Genomic DNA, 17,247 nt, shown 5'->3' on the forward strand with positions numbered 1-17,247 from the left:
GTTGCGTATTTTCTTCATTTCTGTGCAGGACCGAAAAAGTAGATGGCACCACCTTCAGAAAACACCTCAACAGAAGAATCTACCCATTGCTTTACATTGGCAGTTTGAATCTTCGGCATGATTTTGCACGCACATTGTTTTGGTATCAACACCACTACCTAGAATTAAGGATAGATTGCGGATCACTGCGCTCTCACAATCTATCCTTGATCGTTGTGTACGATGCAAATCAGGTTAATTTTATTGTTCTATAAATCTTCGACGAAAGGTGACTGATGTATTGTGACTCTGTTTAAGCGGTTGTATCGTCAAACGACGGGTGCGTCACCCTGAACAGCGTTGATCGGGGGCCTTTTAAGTTCGGTGTTTTGATATGTGGTGCCTCAAACAATCTCAGAATTAATTCTTTAAAAACAACGAGACCAGGATCGTTTTTATCGGAGTTGCTCTGTTGGTCCATTTGTCTTTATAGATTTAGGTGATCTTGGTCCTGAACCTCTTTTTAATAAAAATACACCAATAAAAATAATCGAAGTAGCGGCATAGTCGACAAATTCGATTGGCTCTCCAACAATGATCGCACCGATCAGAAGAGCAACTATGGGTGGGATATAGGTAACAGAAGACGCAGTGACGGCTCCAAGTCTCTCGATGATGAAATAATAGATGATATATGCGCCTCCTGTTCCTAGTAGGCCTAGCCCAACGACTAGGCCAATTGAGGCGTGTACGTCTGTCCAAACATTGCCGATACCCTGATAGTTGGTTACAACCGCCAATAGTAACAAGCCGATTCCCAATTGATACGCCGTGAGGGCCGCAGCTGGAATTTTTAATGGAGTTATATATCTCTTTGCATAGACGAATGAAGCACCAACGCTGAGCGAACCTGCCACCAGGTATAGAACCCCTTCCATATTAGTTGACATAAAATCGTGTCCAGAAGGTCGACCAATAATAAGGACACCGATCAAGCCAATGATAAGGCCGACAGTTCTTGATAGAGTTATTTTCTCCTCTGGCAGAAAGAGAATTGCGAGTATAAATGAAAAGAGCGGGATAGATCCAGAGAGGGCACCTGCTACGCCGGACAGAAGCAGGGTGGTTCCTTTGACAAATGCATAATAATAGAGCGTAGTTGCCAAAAGCGACATAACGAAAAAGTGCCCGGTATATCGAAGATGTCGCCAGGCCATGGCACCCGACAGGTAGGCATAGATCAATACGGGGAAAAAACCAAAAAGAACCCTGAAAAAGACGATCTGGGTAGGGGTGATGAGACTGGCTGCAAGTTTCATATAAATAAAGTTGCTTCCCCAGACGATGCCAAGAAAAAGAAAAGCTGCCAATGGCAGATAACTAGTTTTTGGTGCAGCTCGATACATTGTTGTATTTCCTCTAAGTTATTCGATCCTGAAAAAAACCAGATATTTAAGATAACCATGAACGCTGCGACATTCTGGGCCGGCCGATCTATTTTTCGCAGACGGTGGCGATAACAGCTGTAAGAATGAGCCCTGCCCCCAGATACCCAAGTGGGGTAAAATATTCCCCAAAAAAAAGATAGGCTGCTACCGCTGCCACAACCGGTTCAATGGTTGCAACAATAGAGGCTTTACCTGCTTCAAGATATTTTAAGCCATTGTAGTAGCAGTAGTTGGCAAAGAATGTTGAAACTACCGTTACGCCTACCAGCGCCCCCCAGGCCAGGGGCGTTTTGTCGACGAAATCGACAAAAGGAAAAATGCCAAGAGCTCCTAAAGGCAGTACGTAGAGGAAGAGATTTGCAGAGGAGTATCTTTTTGAAAAGTATTTTCCCACCGTATAATAGAGAGAATAACAAAAACCAGAAATAAGTCCGGAAACCAGTGCCAATGGGCCAACAGCAGAACCACCAGCATTACCTGATCTGGAGATCAGGTAGACACCGGTCATGACCAGCACCACTGCGCCGATCTTTATTGCGGTCAATTTTTCGCGATAGATAACAAACGAAAAGGCTACGACCCAGGCTGGTGCTGTGTAGAGCAATACAGCAGCAAAGGCTGCTCCGCCTGATTTGACTGCATACTGGTAAGAGATGTAGAACAAAGAGATGCCAAAAACAGCGAAAAATGCAAGTAGAGGCAGGTCTTGTTTTTTTATTTTGGTCTGACCGCACCAAATGGCCTGACCGCCGAAACAGCACCATGCCAGGATTGCACGCCAGAAAGCAACCTCCATTGGACCGAGCCCCTGTGAAAAGGCCACTGCAGAAAAGATGCCGATAAACCCCCAGCTTATTGCAGCTGCGAGAATAAATACGTATCCGGTTAACATAAGGGGAAGTCGCCTTTGATAAATGTTATAAAGCTGATATTTGATCGATCTGCGCTAACGCTTTTCAACCACAGGACGACACTAATACATCAAGCTGTTATCAGGCAACTCCTTTGTGAAATCAAACGCTGTTGATTCCATCTTTCCCATTATTAAAAAGGCTCAGGTGAGACGACCTGCAGCGAGTCATGAAGGCGATAGTTTGTGCACTCATCTTTTTTTGTCTGCTGAACAATAGCACAATTCGCTTCGCCTTCGAATTGCATCGGCCCTTCCTGGATGACATGCCGACATTGATTACTATGGGCAGATAGCCTCATCCAGATGGTGAGGCCATTGGTAAAAACAACTGTGATTAATAATCAACAATTGTCATACATTCTGATAATCTGTCCAGTACCTCGACCCAGAACACTTTTTACATAACCATTAATTACCTTTTTCATTGGTATCGGGTTGTCTCCGGGGAAATATGCTTCGTATTTATCGACTGCATCTTCAACGAGACCGGATGACACCACATTAATCCGTAGGTTGTTTTTCAGCTCCAGAGACGCTGCTTTGACAAAACTGTGAATCCCTCCGTTAACCATGGCAGGACTCGTAGTCATGAATACAGGATGGTCTGCGAGTATACCTGTTGTAAGGGTAAAAGATCCTCCTTCGTTCAGATAATCCTTGCCAATTCTTACCAGATTTACCTGTCCCATCAATTTACTCTTTAGGCCAATATAAAAATCATCTTCAGTCATAGAAGCGAATTCCGCCCATTTGGCCTCTCCGGCGATACAGACCACAGCATCAACTTTGCCAACTGTTTCAAACATAGATTGTATTGATTTGCTGTCTGCGATATCTGCCGTGACTTTCCCTGAAGTTCTTCCGCAAATGATTACTTCGTGTTGTTTTGAGAAATGTGCACTGACTTTTTTACCAATTGTTCCATTTCCACCAATAATTAAAATTTTCATTTTTCTCCTTTAATTTTAAAAAATTGTTTCAGCCTTGACCATGACTGTATATTTGCTTAAACTATTTGTCCAATGAATAGATTTAATCCAGACAATTCAAAAATGTTATCATTATGGAACTTCAAATAGATTATTTACGAACTTTTATTGCTCTGGCTGAGACGAAGGGCTTTACCAAGACCGGGATTCAGATCAACAAGTCACAATCGGCTGTGAGCATGCAGATTAAGCGGCTTGAGGATGAAATTGGTAAGAAACTGTTTGAACGTGTTGGCAAGACAGTGAAACTGACAGTTGAAGGGAATATTTTGATCAAATATGCCCTGAGAATTCTAAAAGAACACGATAATGCTGTTCGGGCATTATCAAAGCCGGATCTGGAAGGGTGTCTCCGGGTCGGATCTCCGGAACATTATACCGTTGGCATTCTGCCGAAGCTGCTGGCTCGATTTGCTTCGATCTATCCAGATGTCCTGGTTGAAATGCGGTGTGAAAATAGCGATGTAATTAAGGACGCCGTCGATAATGGAGAGCTTGATGTCGGGATCTGTACCCAGATAAGTGAGGGCGGCCAGGTAATTGCTCATGACCCGATTGTATGGGTGGCTGAACCTGGATTTATTGTGCGAAAATATAGTACCGTGCCGGTTGCAGTCTTTGAAGAGGGGTGTATCTTTCGGACTTGGGCAACAGAAGCCTTGGAAAAATATGGGATAGATTATAGGATTGTCTATGTCAGCCACAGTATATCGGGTCTCATTGATGCCGTAAGTGCAGGGCTTGCAATCGCACCGATCATTCGCAGCAACGTTCCCGCTGGGTTGAAAATTTTAGGACTGGAAGAAGGACTGCCCATATTGCCTGTCTCAAATATTGTACTTCATAAAACCAAGAAAAAGACGTCTGAAATTATAGAATGCTTTTCTGATCACATTGTTAAATCCTTCGGTGAAAGAGCTTAGCTGAAAATCGTCTGCATGACGTATTTTTTCCTGTCCGGAAAAATTAGGTGGGGCGGAATTGAGGTTTTAAAAAGCCCGGCTCAAGCTTTGTTTGCCGGGCTTTAGAGTTGATTATGGTTACATACGGGAAGTTTGTTAATGTCAGCTGTCCGATCCCATAAACAGTGTGTCCTTGCTTGGACCTGTTTATTTTGCATCTGGACTAAATATCGAACTTGATTCCTTGGGCTAATGGCAGGGTCTTGCCGTAGTTGATGGTGTTGGTTTGACGGCGCATATATGCTTTCCATGCGTCGGAACCGGATTCTCGACCGCCGCCGGTTTCTTTCTCACCGCCAAAAGCACCGCCAATCTCAGCGCCTGAGGTGCCGATGTTGACGTTGGCAAGGCCGCAGTCTGATCCTGCCGCCGACAAAAAGAGTTCGGCTTCACCAAGATTTTCTGTGAAAATTGCCGACGAGAGTCCCTGGACAACATCGTTTTGCAGCAGAAGAGCGTTTTCGACCTCGCCGCTGTATTTAATCAAGTAAAGGATCGGCGCAAATGTTTCTTCCTGGACTATTTCATAGCTGTTTTCCACTTCGGCTACAGCCGGTATTACATAACAGTTTGACTCAAAACCTTCACCCTCCAGGACAGAGCCACCGCAAATAACTCTGCCACCTTCTTCCTGGACTTTTTTAAGTGCATTAAGGAAATCTTCTACCGCACCTTTGTCAATCAGGGGACCGACATGGTTATTCTCATCAAGAGGGTTGCCAATCTTCAGTCCGCCATAGGCCTTGACGATTGCCTCTTTGACATTGTCGTAGATCGATTCGTGAATGATCAATCTCCGGGTTGTTGTGCAACGTTGACCGGCGGTGCCGACTGCGCCAAAGACGATGGCGGGCAGGGCCATTGTCAGGTTGGCATGAGGGGTGAGGATGATTGCGTTGTTGCCGCCCAGTTCAAGGATAGATTTGCCGAATCTTCCGGCAATTACTTCGGCACCATGCCGCCCAACCTTGGTGGAGCCGGTGATAGAAATCAATGGCACCCGCTTGTCATTGAGCATTTTTTCACCAACGGAGGAGCCTCGACCGACGATCAAGTTAAAGAGTCCTTCCGGCAGCTTGTTGTCTTTTATCACCTCAGAGAGGATGTTCTGCACAGCAATGGCGCAAAGAGGGGCTTTTGACGATGGTTTCCAGAGATTAGTGTCGCCGCAAACAGTCGCAATCATGGCGTTCCATGACCAAACTGCCACGGGGAAGTTGAAGGCTGAGATGGTGCCGACAATGCCTAAAGGGTGGTACTGGTCGTACATGCGATGCAACTCTCGCTCGGAAGCCATTGTATTGCCATAAAGCTGCCGTGACTGGCCTACTGCGAAATCGCAAATGTCGATCATTTCCTGAACCTCGCCCTTGCCCTCCTGTAGAGATTTTCCCATTTCGTAAGAAACCAGGGTGCCAAGAGCATCCTTATACTTACGCAATTGAATGCCGATTTGGCGTACTATTTCGCCACGCTTGGGGCCAGGCACCAGTCGCCACTTTTTAAATGCTTCCTGGCTTGTGGTGACTAATTTATCATAATCTGCTGTCGAGGCGAGGTAGACTGAGGCAATTTTTTTGCCGTCAACCGGGGATGTTATCTCAATTTCGCCCTGATCGGTGGTGGTGTTCCACTCAAGACCTGTTGACGCGCCAAAATTTTTATCTTTAATATTGAGTTCTGTTAAAAAATTCATTTTTGTCTCCGTTACTTTTTTTCCAATTCAGTCCACCACAAGAGAATTTCCCTTCGCAGTGAGTCTCGGATCCTCTCATCTATTGGTAATACTTTAGGTGTGGGCGTCGAAAAGGTACAATACCCATTTTTTCTATGGGGTATAGCTAGGGACTATAGGTGGGTGTTCTATCGCTTGCGGTTAACAAGCAAAAATATCTCTGATTGACAAAGTTTTGTTTTTACGGGAGATTATGTTGTCATTTCTAGTGAGGGGTAGGGCAGGAAGGTCTAAGAGACAGGACGAAGAAAATGGAACTACGCAATCTGCAATATTTTATCTCAGTCTATCAGGAGCTCAGCTTCAGTAAAGCTGCACAAAAATGTTTCGTTTCGCAACCGTCTATTTCAGCAGCTATTGGTCAGATGGAAGCGGAACTTGATAAACAGTTGTTTATCCGTCATGCCAAAGGGGCTAGCCCAACACAGGCAGGAAAGACTTTCTATCCTGCAGCGGTTAAAGTAATCAATGATATTAACACTATGAAGGGGCTGCTACACGATTGTCCTTCGCTCATCCCGTTGCGTATTGCCCTCATGCCTTTTTTGTCAGGCGAGCGGGTCGGCCTGATAATAAATGAACTGATTTTATCTTTGCCGGAGCTGGATTTAACTGTTGTAGATTGGAACGAGGAAGCGGATGCCCGTATTATTTCAAGATCTATGGTTTTGCAGGATGAAGCTTTTCACAATCTATGGGTGGATGATTACGTACTCGCCATGTCGGTCAAACACCCACTTGCCAGTCAAGAAGAGATTATATTGCAAGATCTGAATGGATTGGCTTTTATAAGCAGTAAATTCTGTGATGCACGGGATAGCTGGAACTATGCCTTACGAAAATATGGGGTTTCATTTGTTTCTAAGGCGACAGTTAATACCCAGGAATACGCTCTTGATCTGGTTGCCGCGGGACTGGGAGTTTCCTTTGTTCCCAGCCACTCAGCCAGCCATCGAACAGATATTGTCATTCGAACAATTGGCAATGTAAAACTTGAACGCGTCATCGGCCTTGCTTATCAAAAAGATCATCCGCTACCTGCACAGCTACTGACTGCCGTTGAGAAGGTTAAGAAAAAATTTTATTGAAAAGCACTGCTGCTCCTGTCTGTTGCCCAAGACCTCAAAACACCGACCCCGTTCATAGCCTTCAACTCCTTTTGGGGGGCGGTGTTTCTTCGTTCGTTTACTTTGCCACTTCAGTGCAATGCTCTTCGAAGCCAATTTCCATGGCAGCCAGTTCGTCTAATACGGGATTGTAGATCTCAGGAATTACCGGAACATGAACTCCAGTTAGGTTGATCTCGCCGTTTAGTATCATCTTAACAGCAATAGCTGCAGGATAGGCCACAGTTCTGGCGATTGATGTATCGCCTCCTGGGATACCATATTGCAACATCGTCGAGGTGATAGATTCTACCTTTTCAGGAAAATCGGCAGTAAACTCATGATGCATAACGATCATATCTTTTTCATGTGAGCCTATCGTCATTTTCTGCATGGTTAATTGATTGAGAAAATCCAGAGGACTTTTACATTTATCCGAAAGCGGTTGTTGGCTAAACAGGCCTAACCATTCAAGTCGTTTAATGGCCGTGGAATACAACTTCAGGCCAAGGTGTTTTGCTGTAGCCTCGACAACATTCGAGTTAGATTTTGCATTAATTAAATGTGCGCTCAGATCTCGATATGTTTGACCACTAAAATTCTCTACTGCCTTCTCTGAGAGCCAGCCTAGGTCAACAATCATTTTTAAGGTCTCACACCAGCCAACCATACGAAATGTGCCACGATACACTGTCTGTGCTTCACCTATCCCATAGATATCCTGATACGGCAGAGAGTTTCGATTGGGGTAATTTTCAAATGTACCAACATTAGGTACGTCCTGAAGAAAATAGTTTTCAAATAATTGTTCACCTGGAAAGGATAATATTTTCCCATCCTCCAGCCATTTTGATGGATTTCTTGAGGCAAGCAGTACACCGCGAGGGGACCAGGAAAATTTATAACCAAAGGGGTTGGTATTAGCCTCGTGAGCTGGAAGGGCTCCGGTGGTAGACTTAAAGCTGACAACCTTCCCGCCCCGTTCATGAATATCATCAATTATCCGCATAGCAGACATATGATCGATACCGGGGTCAAGTCCAATCTCGTTTAACAGTATAACGCCAGCATCTTTGGCATCCTGGTCAAGTCGCCTCATCTCATCACTGACGTAAGAGGTCGTTACCAAATGTTTTTTATGTTTAATACATAAACGGGCTACTTCTACGTGAAAAATATAAGGGAGCAGACTCACCACCAGGTCTGCTTCTGTTACCAGGGTCTCTAATTTTGCCTTATCTTCGACATCAAGAGCTTCTGCAATACCGTTTTTATGGCCACCAATATTTTTTTCAGCCTTACTCAAGGTTCTGCTGACCATCTTTACATTATAATCTTGCTGATTTAACAGATACTGAACGAGCGGTTTGGATACCATGCCAGCACCGAGAACAAGTATATTTTTCATAAATTTACCGGATTGTGAAAGTTGTATAGTGGATCTGTATTGAGCCAGGTCTCATTTATAAATATTTTTCGATATATCTAAAATTTGGTGTTAATTCCCCATTATGAAGGATCAAGGCACCCTTTGTTTCCTGTGAAAGCTGTAACTGCTCAAAGTCCAATGAAAAGTCAGCTTTTGCTATCTCTGCAACAAAAGGCAATAAGGCATCGCCAAATTCCAGTGACGACTCCAGGGGTAACTCACAAGGAAGGTTATCAACAGCCATTACAACAATACCGTCATGATCTAAATCATCGTAAAGCATTTCAGCAGCAGGATCATACATAAACGAAGGATTATCAGGACTAGTGGATTTTTCTGTGAATTCGATTGCTCCGTTTATATCTACGCTGATATCACCTATAACCATCAGTTTGGTTTGATCCGCATATGCGACCTTCATTTGGGCTTTGGTGATCAGTCGCGGATAAGAATCATTCCAGAAAATACAGTTAACAAGAATGGACAGGTGGGGAAGGTATTGATAAAAGCAGGACTGATAGTTTTCGGGAGAATCGTAATAGTCTTTTAACGAAAATGATTTTTTTTGATCAATAGGCTCAACCATATCACTTTCTTTAAACACCACTTTGTAAATAGTGTGTCGAGAATAGTTTTCAGACAGTTCAGCCAGATCACCCGGAGCAATTTCTGTTACAGGCAATAGATGTATAATTTCCTGGGCCCCTTTAGATACATTCCCATATCCTGCAAAGCCCACAACCAGAGGAGCCAGAGAAGTGGGAACCCCCTGGTCACGAATCAGTTGCCCAATGTCTTTCAAATGTTGTTGCGCCTCATCGAGGTTGGTGTACTCGACGGTTTTCTTTATATCATTGAATGGAGAGTCAATCTGCTGTGATTGTAGTTTTTTGCCCAATGACCAGAGTGTGTCAATCATGCCGGCAAGACCTGCATAGCGGCCAAAAAACACTAACCGCCGGCCTGCGCTATTTTCAATTTTCTCATAATCAAAAAGATTGCACCTAAGAGCCATCATTTTCTTCAACATGTTCATGTTGTATGATTGCCCTTTAATGACGTGGGAGAAAAACACATAACTACTCTTCGCTTGAAAATGTTGTTCTGGTATTTCCTTTACAGCAAAGACCACAGGACACTGGGAAATGTCTTCCTGAATAATTGCACCTGCTTGTTCGAATTCCTGATCAGAAAAAGCACGGATTTTTGAAGGCTGTACTACAACCTCAAGGCCCTCTTTAGCTATTAACTCCTTTACATGTTTTGGAGTTATAGGGACACGCCTTTCCCACTTGTTTTTGTCTTCTCTTCGTATTGCTATTTTTGCAACCATAAGCTTATTTCGTTGAATTGTTTAGGGTCTTTACAACCGCCATAAAAAATGTGATTAGCATAAATTATATGCCCATAACAGCATTCATTGGCAAACGCAAATGAATTGAAACAAAACAATCAAATACAGGACATCTATTCTCATGCCTGAAAGTCTGCATTCATTTTTGATTGTGGTACTTAGGAGCCATTACGAAATAACCTGGCTATTTTACCCATTCCGTTACGGATCCTTATGAGTTCCGAGTATAATTGCGGCCATATTATTTTTTGACAAGGGCCTAGTTGAAGAGGTCGATTCTTTTTTTTAACTCAACACCAAAATCAAAAAACTCGCCATTATGCAATAAAGGCAAAAAATTTTTTTGGCATAATTCTATTTGAAACGTTTCAGAGAATACGGGTTGATGTCAATTTCCGCTGGATGGCCAAGTACCATATCACAGACCATCTTTCCGGTTCCAGGGGCGAGAGTCAGGCCCAGCATGCCGTGTCCCGTAGCAATTATAAGGTTTTTCAGATGACCAGCTCGATCAATGACAGGCATATCATCGTAGGTCATGGGTCTGAGACTGGTCCACTCTTCGATCAAGGGTTGCCCGGTGGGATGTTTCAAATAGGTCCTTGCACCGCTGATGAGTTTGTCGATACGTTTTCTGTCCAATGAACTACTGTAGCCTGAAAACTCCATAGTGCCACCCAGACGGTAAGCACTTTTCCAGGGAGTCATAACCATATTTTTTTCGTACAACACACAGGAATAGGTCGGACATATCTCGGGACGTCCCATCGTGATACTATATCCCTTGCCCGGAAGCACCGGCAGATTCAATCCCAATTTCTCGGTAATCTTTGGTGTCCATGCACCAGCAGCGAGGATTACATCAGTTGCCTGAAATGATTCCTGACTTGTATGGACTTGATCGATAGAACTGTTTTTAATGCTCAAGTCCAGAACTGCACAGTCCTCATGAAAGATGACACCTTTATCTTCAAGCAGTTTGTGCCAGGCCTTCATCAACAGTTCTGGTCTCAAATGCCAATCTGCCTTGTTCAACCATGCCCCCGCCAAGTCATCTAAAAGGGCAGGTTCCATTTCTACCAGGCGTTCTTTGGTTATTTTCTCTCCCTGAAGTCCAAAGCTGGCTAGAAACTCCTGGGTTCCAGCAGAGGCCTTAAAATTCTTTTCTTCCTTGAAAACCGTTAGAACCCCGATATTTTCAAAATCACATGGAAGGGAGGATGAGGCAAAAAGAGATTTGAACAATTCCATGGAGTACATCAGGAATTCATACTTATCTTTTGCAGCCTGGTTCCTGTGTGAAGAATTGCATTTCATTGCAAATTTCAACAACCACAGATATTTAGCAATGTCCAGTTCCGGTTTTATATATAGAGGAGAAACGCCTTTGAGAGTCCTACTCAGTTCCTTGGTTACCACACCGGGAGAGCATAGAGGCATCACATCGCTAAAATAAAGCAGACCACAGTTGCCGTGAGAAGATCCTTCTCCGACTTTTCCGCGGTCAAGCACCCTGACCCCGACTCCCGAGTCAATTAAATAGTGTGCACATGCCAGACCAATAACACCGCCACCAATAATTATCACATCTCTATTTGATCCCATATTCTTTCTCACAATAAAAATAAAGGGCACTTGTAAAACATTATGAATGATCTTAGAGGGATCTTTGATATGCAAGTATAGAGAGTGCTAGGTCTCCCATAGCGTGCCCTCTAAATATAAATGCATTCCTGTCACTGTCCTGGCTTCGCCCGACAAATTTTCCCATAACCAAACCAGATAAATCCCCCGTTACAAATTCTGGCGATAAGAGTTTATTAGGCAGAGCAGCCTCTTGTTTCAAATCATCGATAATTATCTGATCAAGTACAGCGAAACTGTCTTTCTTCCAGGGTGCGGCCAAATCTGTAATTGCTGCAAAGGCACCCTTTTTGAGCCAGGCTGCGTCGAGGAAAGGGACAAAATTTGTAGAATACGTGACGGAGCTAACGACGATATCTGCGGTCATAATAGCGTCTTGTGCAGAACTGCAAACCACAGAAGATAACGACAACTTAGTAGCTTCTTCACAGAGCCTTTCAATGTTTGCTTGCCCCCTACCTAACAACCGTATTTCCTTGAGCGGAAAAAGATCTGAAAAAGCATGCAAATGACTCTTGGCTTGAACCCCGCAACCTATGAAGGCTATAACGGATGAGTCCTTTCTGGCCATATATTTGGCAGCGGTAGCGCTCAAACCTGCTGTGCGGACAGCTGTAATCCAGTTTCCATCAAGGATGGCAACAGGAAGGCCGCTAATACTATCCAGCATGGTTACAAGGCCATTTATTTGTGGTAGACCTCGTTCTGGATTTCGGGGATTGAGTACAAGTGTTTTTACTGCAAGCAAAGGTGGGTTATCAGTGGCAGCTAAAGCCGCCATCATGTAACGCCCATCTTCCGGCAACATTACAGCCTTAGGTGCGCTCCAGGCTGTTCCATTTTCCAAGTTGGACAATAATGTTTCAATAGCATTAATTACCTCCTTGGTACTAATGCCCAGGTTAGAAAGCTGTTCATTAGAAAGAAATGGTATTGTTTGCTTTGTGACCATAAGAGAGTTCTCCCAGCATATGCAAAATTTGATTCATCCGGCTCAAACGCGCTTTCCGCATAAGAATATGAGCATACTTCATCACTAATGATCCTCATCAGCTCATAAAAGAAGTAACAGCATGCCTAGAAAATATTGTACCATGGGTTTGGTATTCTGGCCATAATTACAGAAGCATACAGTATTGAGATGTAGCAATTATCTTTACCATTGAAAAAGATCCATTTTCGACTCACTCGCTGGGTAGGATCAAATTTTTTTAAAGGACTATCCACCATGAAGGAGCTTAATCTGTTCTGTATCGATCTGAACCAGCCGAGCTTGCCCGGCTTCAGCCACTTTATCAGCAGCTGGTGCTGGCAGAGTGCGGGTTGTTGGTTGTTAATAGACCCAGGCCCACTTTCTAGCATCCCACATCTGCTTCAGGAATTGAACAGGGCGGGAATAGATCACCTCGATTACATCCTGCTGACCCATATTCACATCGATCATGCCGGAGGAACTGGCGAACTGCTAAAACATTACCCTACCGCGCAGGTGATCTGCCACCCGGAGGGGATCCGGCATATGATCGATCCGGCCAGGCTTTGGCAAGGTTCCCTCAAGGTGCTGGGAAAAACTGCCGAAACCTATGGAAAGATTATCCCGATCCCGCAGGAAAAAATCTGTTATCGCGAACAGATTGACGGCACTGGCATTCGCAGCTATAAAACACCCGGTCATGCCCAGCACCACTGTTGCTATCTGGCCGACGATTTGCTTTTTGCGGGCGAAGTTGCCGGAGTACGCGGCGAAGTGAACCAGGGAATCTACATGCGCCCGACCACGCCGCCACGCTTTATTCTTGAAGTCGCGCTCGACTCGATCGAGCGGATGATCTCACTTGCCCCACAGCGGATGATCTTCGCCCATTATGGTATGGTCGAAGATGCCGTGACCCACCTGGAGATAGCCTCACAGCAGTTGAGGCTATGGGTGAGGGGGGCAGTGGCAACGGGGAATCTCGAAGCTGAATCACGCGTGCTGGCTTTTTATGACTGGTTGATTGCACGGGATGAAAACTATGCCTTGATCAGCCAACTCCCAGCAGATGAACTGCAACGCGAGCGTGAGTTCCTCGGCAATTCATTGCGTGGTATGGTCGAGTATGTCGCCAGTCTTAGTGAAGCTGAGCGTCGAGCACTTTCAGCCTAAACCTTTAGACCAGCGCGAAGCGACAGGTTTCATGACGCTTCGCCAGATCGCTGTAAGAAATCGTGACCATCACTGGTTTATTCAACCCAGAGTTGCAGGTACAACCAGAACCGGTATTTTCGATTTTTTCAGTACTGATTTTATGTTTTTGCCAACTGAAATTCCTGACAATAAGCCCTCGCTTGCACCCATGACAATCAGATCGCATTGAAAATCAGCCGCTTGCTTTAAGATTATTTCGACCACTTCTCCATCAGTGACGACAATCTCATAATTGTTAATTTCTATATTTTCAGGCTCTGTTTTCTTTTCATTGCAGAATTCATGCAGAACCGTTCGTACCATCTGTTTAGGAGTCACTTTGCCAACAAGGGCGTGTTTGGCTTCTTCCCTATGACTTTTTAGTATTTGTTGCCATTGCTGCTGACCAAAAAGGTTAGATATGTAGCTTTCATAGGTGCTGGTAGGTCCTTCCATAACATGGAGCAAAATAAGCTTGGAGCCAAACCGACTAGCAAGTATGGCTGCTTGTTTGAAAGCAACACGACTGGTCGTGGATAGATTTGACGTAAACAGGATCGTTTTGTATTTATTTGACATAATAAGCTATCCCCCATTGAGACGTAGGGCATCAGAGATGCCGTTTTTTAGTGGTGTCTGTTCTCTGTCTTATAAACAAAGATTACACTTGCCATCACTAGGAGTATTGCACTATTGGATTTATTTTAAAGCTGTACATTCTTGCTTAGTGTTTTTAGCACTTGTTCTATAAAATCGACGGCATCGCAGGCATACAAGATATATTTTCCATTTACGAGTAGATGAGGCATTGAACTAAGGTAGAGCACCGTAACATTGTGTTTTTCAACCATCACGGAATGTATCTCTTTTAGAGGGATCCGTTTCGTGCTTGAGTGACTAGAATATATAGCTCTGTCAGTTATTAAGAGACCCGATTTTCCATTATGCAGGAGTGATCCATCATGGAAAAGTAGAGGAGTTTCGTCGTCAGTCATTTGATAAGCAAACGTGGTGCGAGCTTTTTCTATATGTTGTGGCTTAAACTCTAACCACGTCCCCTTATAGCCCGTATATTCTTTTAATAACTCTGAAAAAGTAAGAGACGTATCTTGTTTTGTTGTTTTTATCAAATTGTCTCCATGATTCATTTTCATCCCTTTGGAGTGTGACAATTTTTATTCAAATACTGAATTTAAAAAACATCATTGTTACCTATACATCAATTTAAAGAGGTGAACAAATAATTTCTCCATATTCCTTTGTTAGGAAGTTACCTGTCAAAATCTGTTCTAAGTATTTAAATACAAATAAAACAAGCAGGTTGGGTTTTGACAATGAGGTTGAAAATAGCGGGTCTAGCTGGTATACCTGTGGTCAAAAACGTAAACTCCAGTGAGTTCTCGATGCAACATTGAGTAATTGAGGTGCATTCCTATAAAGGAAACAAGGCTAGCCAGAGATGAATACAGATATTTATAAAACAATCAAGAGCAGAATTCTAAGTTTGGAATATACTCCAGGAAGTATTTTGAATGAAAAAGTGCTAGCCAATGAGTTTGGTGTGAGTCGCACGCCCCTGCGTAATGTGCTGAATCAACTGGAGTCAGACAAGTTGATCCGTGTCATACCGCGTACAGGGATTCTTGTTACCGAGATTCAATTCGAGCAAATCATGAATACATTTCAGGTTCGGCTTGGGATTGAAAAAATGATAGGTTCCCTGGCTGCAGAAAATATCAATGACGAACACTGTCAATTGCTGAGTAGATTGCACTCTGAATGTGAAAAATTATTCCTCATCAAGGACAAGTTTCGCCTTATGTCAATTGATCGGGAAATGAGAGCAATCTTAAATGACTGTACTAATAATCCGGTATTGAGAGATATTTCTGAATATTTATACGACCATACTGTTAGATTGTGGTGCGTTGTTTTGGAAAAGGGGGGATGGGAAGAAGAGGTCCAGTCACTTATGGATGATATCGATCAGACGTTTGAGGTTTTAAATAGTCAAAAAAATAAGCTTGGAGAACTCAGACGCGAACTACTTATTCAGCATATTGAACGGATAAGGACGAAATTCCTGGGGGTGATGCATAAATAAACAAGAATTTCGGCACAAGAAAAAAATTATGGCTAAAGCTCAAAAGTACAATTGGCTGCGCTAAGAGTGATTTGTTTATAGATGACATAACTGAGTCTTCTTTCTAAAAGTTTTATTCGGCTTCAAAACTACTGCAGACACGCTGTCAGTAAAGATGAATTAAGATTTTTGATGATTTTTTATACTTGATTAAACACCTTTGGATTGATACAGGTAAGCGTCTTAAATAAAATACTATTGATATACCTGCTTGTGTGAATCCTTCTTCCTACCGGCCGACGGGGCAATTGTCTGAATATAATGAACATAGAAATTTACAATCAAATCCGGAATAGGATTCTCTTTCTTGAGTATAAATCCGGCGAAATTCTGAACGAAAAGGTTTTAGCCGGTGAGTTCGGGGTCAGCCGGACCCCGTTGCGAGAAGTGCTGTGTCGCTTGGAGTGGGAGCAGTTGGTCCGGATTCTGCCGCGTTCCGGGACTATGGTGACCGAAATCGAGTTTCATAAAATGATGAATACTTTTCAAGTAAGGCTCGAGATAGAGGCTATGGTCGGCCGACTTGCTGCAGAGATGATCACGTCGAGCCACCTGGATAGCCTGGAGCAGCTTGAAAAGGATTGTAGGGCGTTGATCAACCAGCGAAACCAGAAAGCGTTGGCCATGATCGATTTTTCATTTCGGTCAATTCTCCACGATGCCGGAAAAAACATTGTACTCAAAGATATTTCCAATCAACTTCACAGCCTCACCTTTCGAATATGGTTTGTGATAATGGGGCACGGAGAGTGGACTGAGGAGGTTTGGGCCTTGACCGATGAAATCCGGACCACCCATGAGGTTTTGCTGCGTAGAAATCCAATTGAAGTTGGGGATGCCCGCAAAGCTGCTTTGTTGCGCCACGTCGAGCGTATTAAACGTAAATTTCTCGAAATCCCCTCCTGATGTCTGCCCTGGCCTAGGGCAATCTCTTCCAGTCTCATTATTGCACTGAATCTTTGGTGTATCTGCTTCTCAAAACAAGATTGAACGTTTCACGATCGAATATCATTGCTATTCGGAGTGTATACGAGGATTGCCGTTGCTCAACCAGCGTCGGTTTAGCAGCAACTTTTGCATCCAGGCGGGGAATGACTTCGTCCTTCAATACCTACAATAATCGTCGACCAATCTCCTTGTAAATAACGAATTTTTTTGATTTTTCTCTGATAGTTCAGGCCCGTTCATTTGCTGTGGTCGTGGAGCGGCGGTTGTTTTTGAAATAAACAGACAATTGAAGAAATATAGTAACCTGAAAATCGGGTAAAGCGCACACTATTTAGTATTCACTCCCAAGTACTTCAAGAGCAGCCTGTCTCTGGCCACCGATTCGGTGGACCATCTATAGCTGCCCATGACAGTCTGGACCTTTGTGGTT

Annotated in this window: 15 protein-coding genes; 5 read left to right on the forward strand and 10 right to left on the reverse strand. The window is 43.7% G+C overall.

The window, feature by feature from the left end:
* Positions 1–434 precede the first annotated feature (434 nt).
* The 3 genes from FCL48_RS12660 to FCL48_RS12670 form a co-directional block, all read right to left on the reverse strand.
* Positions 435–1,385: a DMT family transporter gene (locus tag FCL48_RS12660; RefSeq protein ID WP_136872643.1), complete on the reverse strand. Its 951-nt coding sequence runs from the start codon at positions 1,383–1,385 to the stop codon at positions 435–437.
* An 88-nt stretch (positions 1,386–1,473) separates the two neighbouring features.
* Positions 1,474–2,319 carry a DMT family transporter gene (locus FCL48_RS12665; protein WP_136872644.1) on the reverse strand — a complete coding sequence of 282 codons (846 nt, stop codon included), beginning with the start codon at positions 2,317–2,319 and terminating at the stop codon, positions 1,474–1,476.
* Positions 2,320–2,681: 362 nt separating this feature from the next.
* A complete protein-coding gene (locus FCL48_RS12670; protein WP_136872645.1) occupies positions 2,682–3,290 on the reverse strand; it encodes a short chain dehydrogenase in 609 nt (202 codons plus the stop codon).
* Positions 3,291–3,403: 113 nt separating this feature from the next.
* Between FCL48_RS12670 and FCL48_RS12675 the strand changes: the two genes are divergently transcribed.
* Positions 3,404–4,252 (forward strand): LysR substrate-binding domain-containing protein, encoded by an 849-nt coding sequence (locus tag FCL48_RS12675; RefSeq protein ID WP_136872646.1) that lies wholly within the window; start codon positions 3,404–3,406, stop codon positions 4,250–4,252.
* A 202-nt stretch (positions 4,253–4,454) separates the two neighbouring features.
* Here the strand turns inward: FCL48_RS12675 and FCL48_RS12680 are convergent, their stop codons facing one another.
* On the reverse strand, positions 4,455–5,987 hold the full coding sequence (locus FCL48_RS12680) for an aldehyde dehydrogenase family protein (protein WP_136872647.1): 1,533 nt from the start codon (positions 5,985–5,987) through the stop codon (positions 4,455–4,457).
* Positions 5,988–6,277: 290 nt separating this feature from the next.
* Between FCL48_RS12680 and FCL48_RS12685 the strand changes: the two genes are divergently transcribed.
* Positions 6,278–7,114, forward strand: coding sequence for a LysR family transcriptional regulator (locus FCL48_RS12685; protein ID WP_136872648.1), 837 nt, complete (start codon positions 6,278–6,280; stop codon positions 7,112–7,114).
* A gap of 97 nt (positions 7,115–7,211) precedes the next feature.
* Here FCL48_RS12685 and FCL48_RS12690 read toward each other — a convergent pair whose 3' ends face one another.
* The 4 genes from FCL48_RS12690 to FCL48_RS12705 all read right to left on the reverse strand — a co-directional run bounded on the left by FCL48_RS12690 (position 7,212) and on the right by FCL48_RS12705 (position 12,511).
* Positions 7,212–8,540, reverse strand: coding sequence for a saccharopine dehydrogenase C-terminal domain-containing protein (locus FCL48_RS12690; protein ID WP_136872649.1), 1,329 nt, complete (start codon positions 8,538–8,540; stop codon positions 7,212–7,214).
* 55 nt (positions 8,541–8,595) lie between these two features.
* A complete protein-coding gene (locus FCL48_RS12695) occupies positions 8,596–9,894 on the reverse strand; it encodes a bifunctional lysine ketoglutarate reductase /saccharopine dehydrogenase family protein (RefSeq protein WP_136872650.1) in 1,299 nt (432 codons plus the stop codon).
* A gap of 375 nt (positions 9,895–10,269) precedes the next feature.
* Positions 10,270–11,520: an FAD-binding oxidoreductase gene (locus FCL48_RS12700; RefSeq protein ID WP_136872651.1), complete on the reverse strand. Its 1,251-nt coding sequence runs from the start codon at positions 11,518–11,520 to the stop codon at positions 10,270–10,272.
* 52 nt (positions 11,521–11,572) lie between these two features.
* Positions 11,573–12,511, reverse strand: a complete 939-nt coding sequence (locus FCL48_RS12705; RefSeq protein WP_136872652.1) for an ornithine cyclodeaminase family protein — start codon at positions 12,509–12,511, stop codon at positions 11,573–11,575.
* Positions 12,512–12,787: 276 nt separating this feature from the next.
* On the opposite strand from FCL48_RS12705, the gene FCL48_RS12710 reads away from it, so the two are divergent.
* The gene (locus FCL48_RS12710) at positions 12,788–13,705 is read left to right on the forward strand and encodes an MBL fold metallo-hydrolase (protein ID WP_136872653.1); all 918 of its coding nucleotides are present in this window, start codon (positions 12,788–12,790) and stop codon (positions 13,703–13,705) included.
* 81 nt (positions 13,706–13,786) lie between these two features.
* Here the strand turns inward: FCL48_RS12710 and FCL48_RS12715 are convergent, their stop codons facing one another.
* Both FCL48_RS12715 and FCL48_RS12720 read right to left on the reverse strand, forming a co-directional pair.
* Positions 13,787–14,305 carry a universal stress protein gene (locus tag FCL48_RS12715; RefSeq protein ID WP_136872654.1) on the reverse strand — a complete coding sequence of 173 codons (519 nt, stop codon included), beginning with the start codon at positions 14,303–14,305 and terminating at the stop codon, positions 13,787–13,789.
* A gap of 125 nt (positions 14,306–14,430) precedes the next feature.
* Positions 14,431–14,856, reverse strand: coding sequence for a hypothetical protein (locus FCL48_RS12720; RefSeq protein WP_136872655.1), 426 nt, complete (start codon positions 14,854–14,856; stop codon positions 14,431–14,433).
* A gap of 329 nt (positions 14,857–15,185) precedes the next feature.
* Between FCL48_RS12720 and FCL48_RS12725 the strand changes: the two genes are divergently transcribed.
* Both FCL48_RS12725 and FCL48_RS12730 read left to right on the forward strand, forming a co-directional pair.
* Positions 15,186–15,830: a GntR family transcriptional regulator gene (locus tag FCL48_RS12725; RefSeq protein ID WP_136872656.1), complete on the forward strand. Its 645-nt coding sequence runs from the start codon at positions 15,186–15,188 to the stop codon at positions 15,828–15,830.
* 300 nt (positions 15,831–16,130) lie between these two features.
* Entirely contained in the window at positions 16,131–16,775 is a 645-nt protein-coding gene (locus FCL48_RS12730) for a GntR family transcriptional regulator (protein WP_136872657.1), read from the forward strand.
* The last annotated feature ends 472 nt before the right edge of the window (positions 16,776–17,247 follow it).

It is taken from the genome of Desulforhopalus sp. IMCC35007, assembly GCF_005116575.1.
Classification (GTDB): domain Bacteria; phylum Desulfobacterota; class Desulfobulbia; order Desulfobulbales; family Desulfocapsaceae; genus Desulforhopalus_A.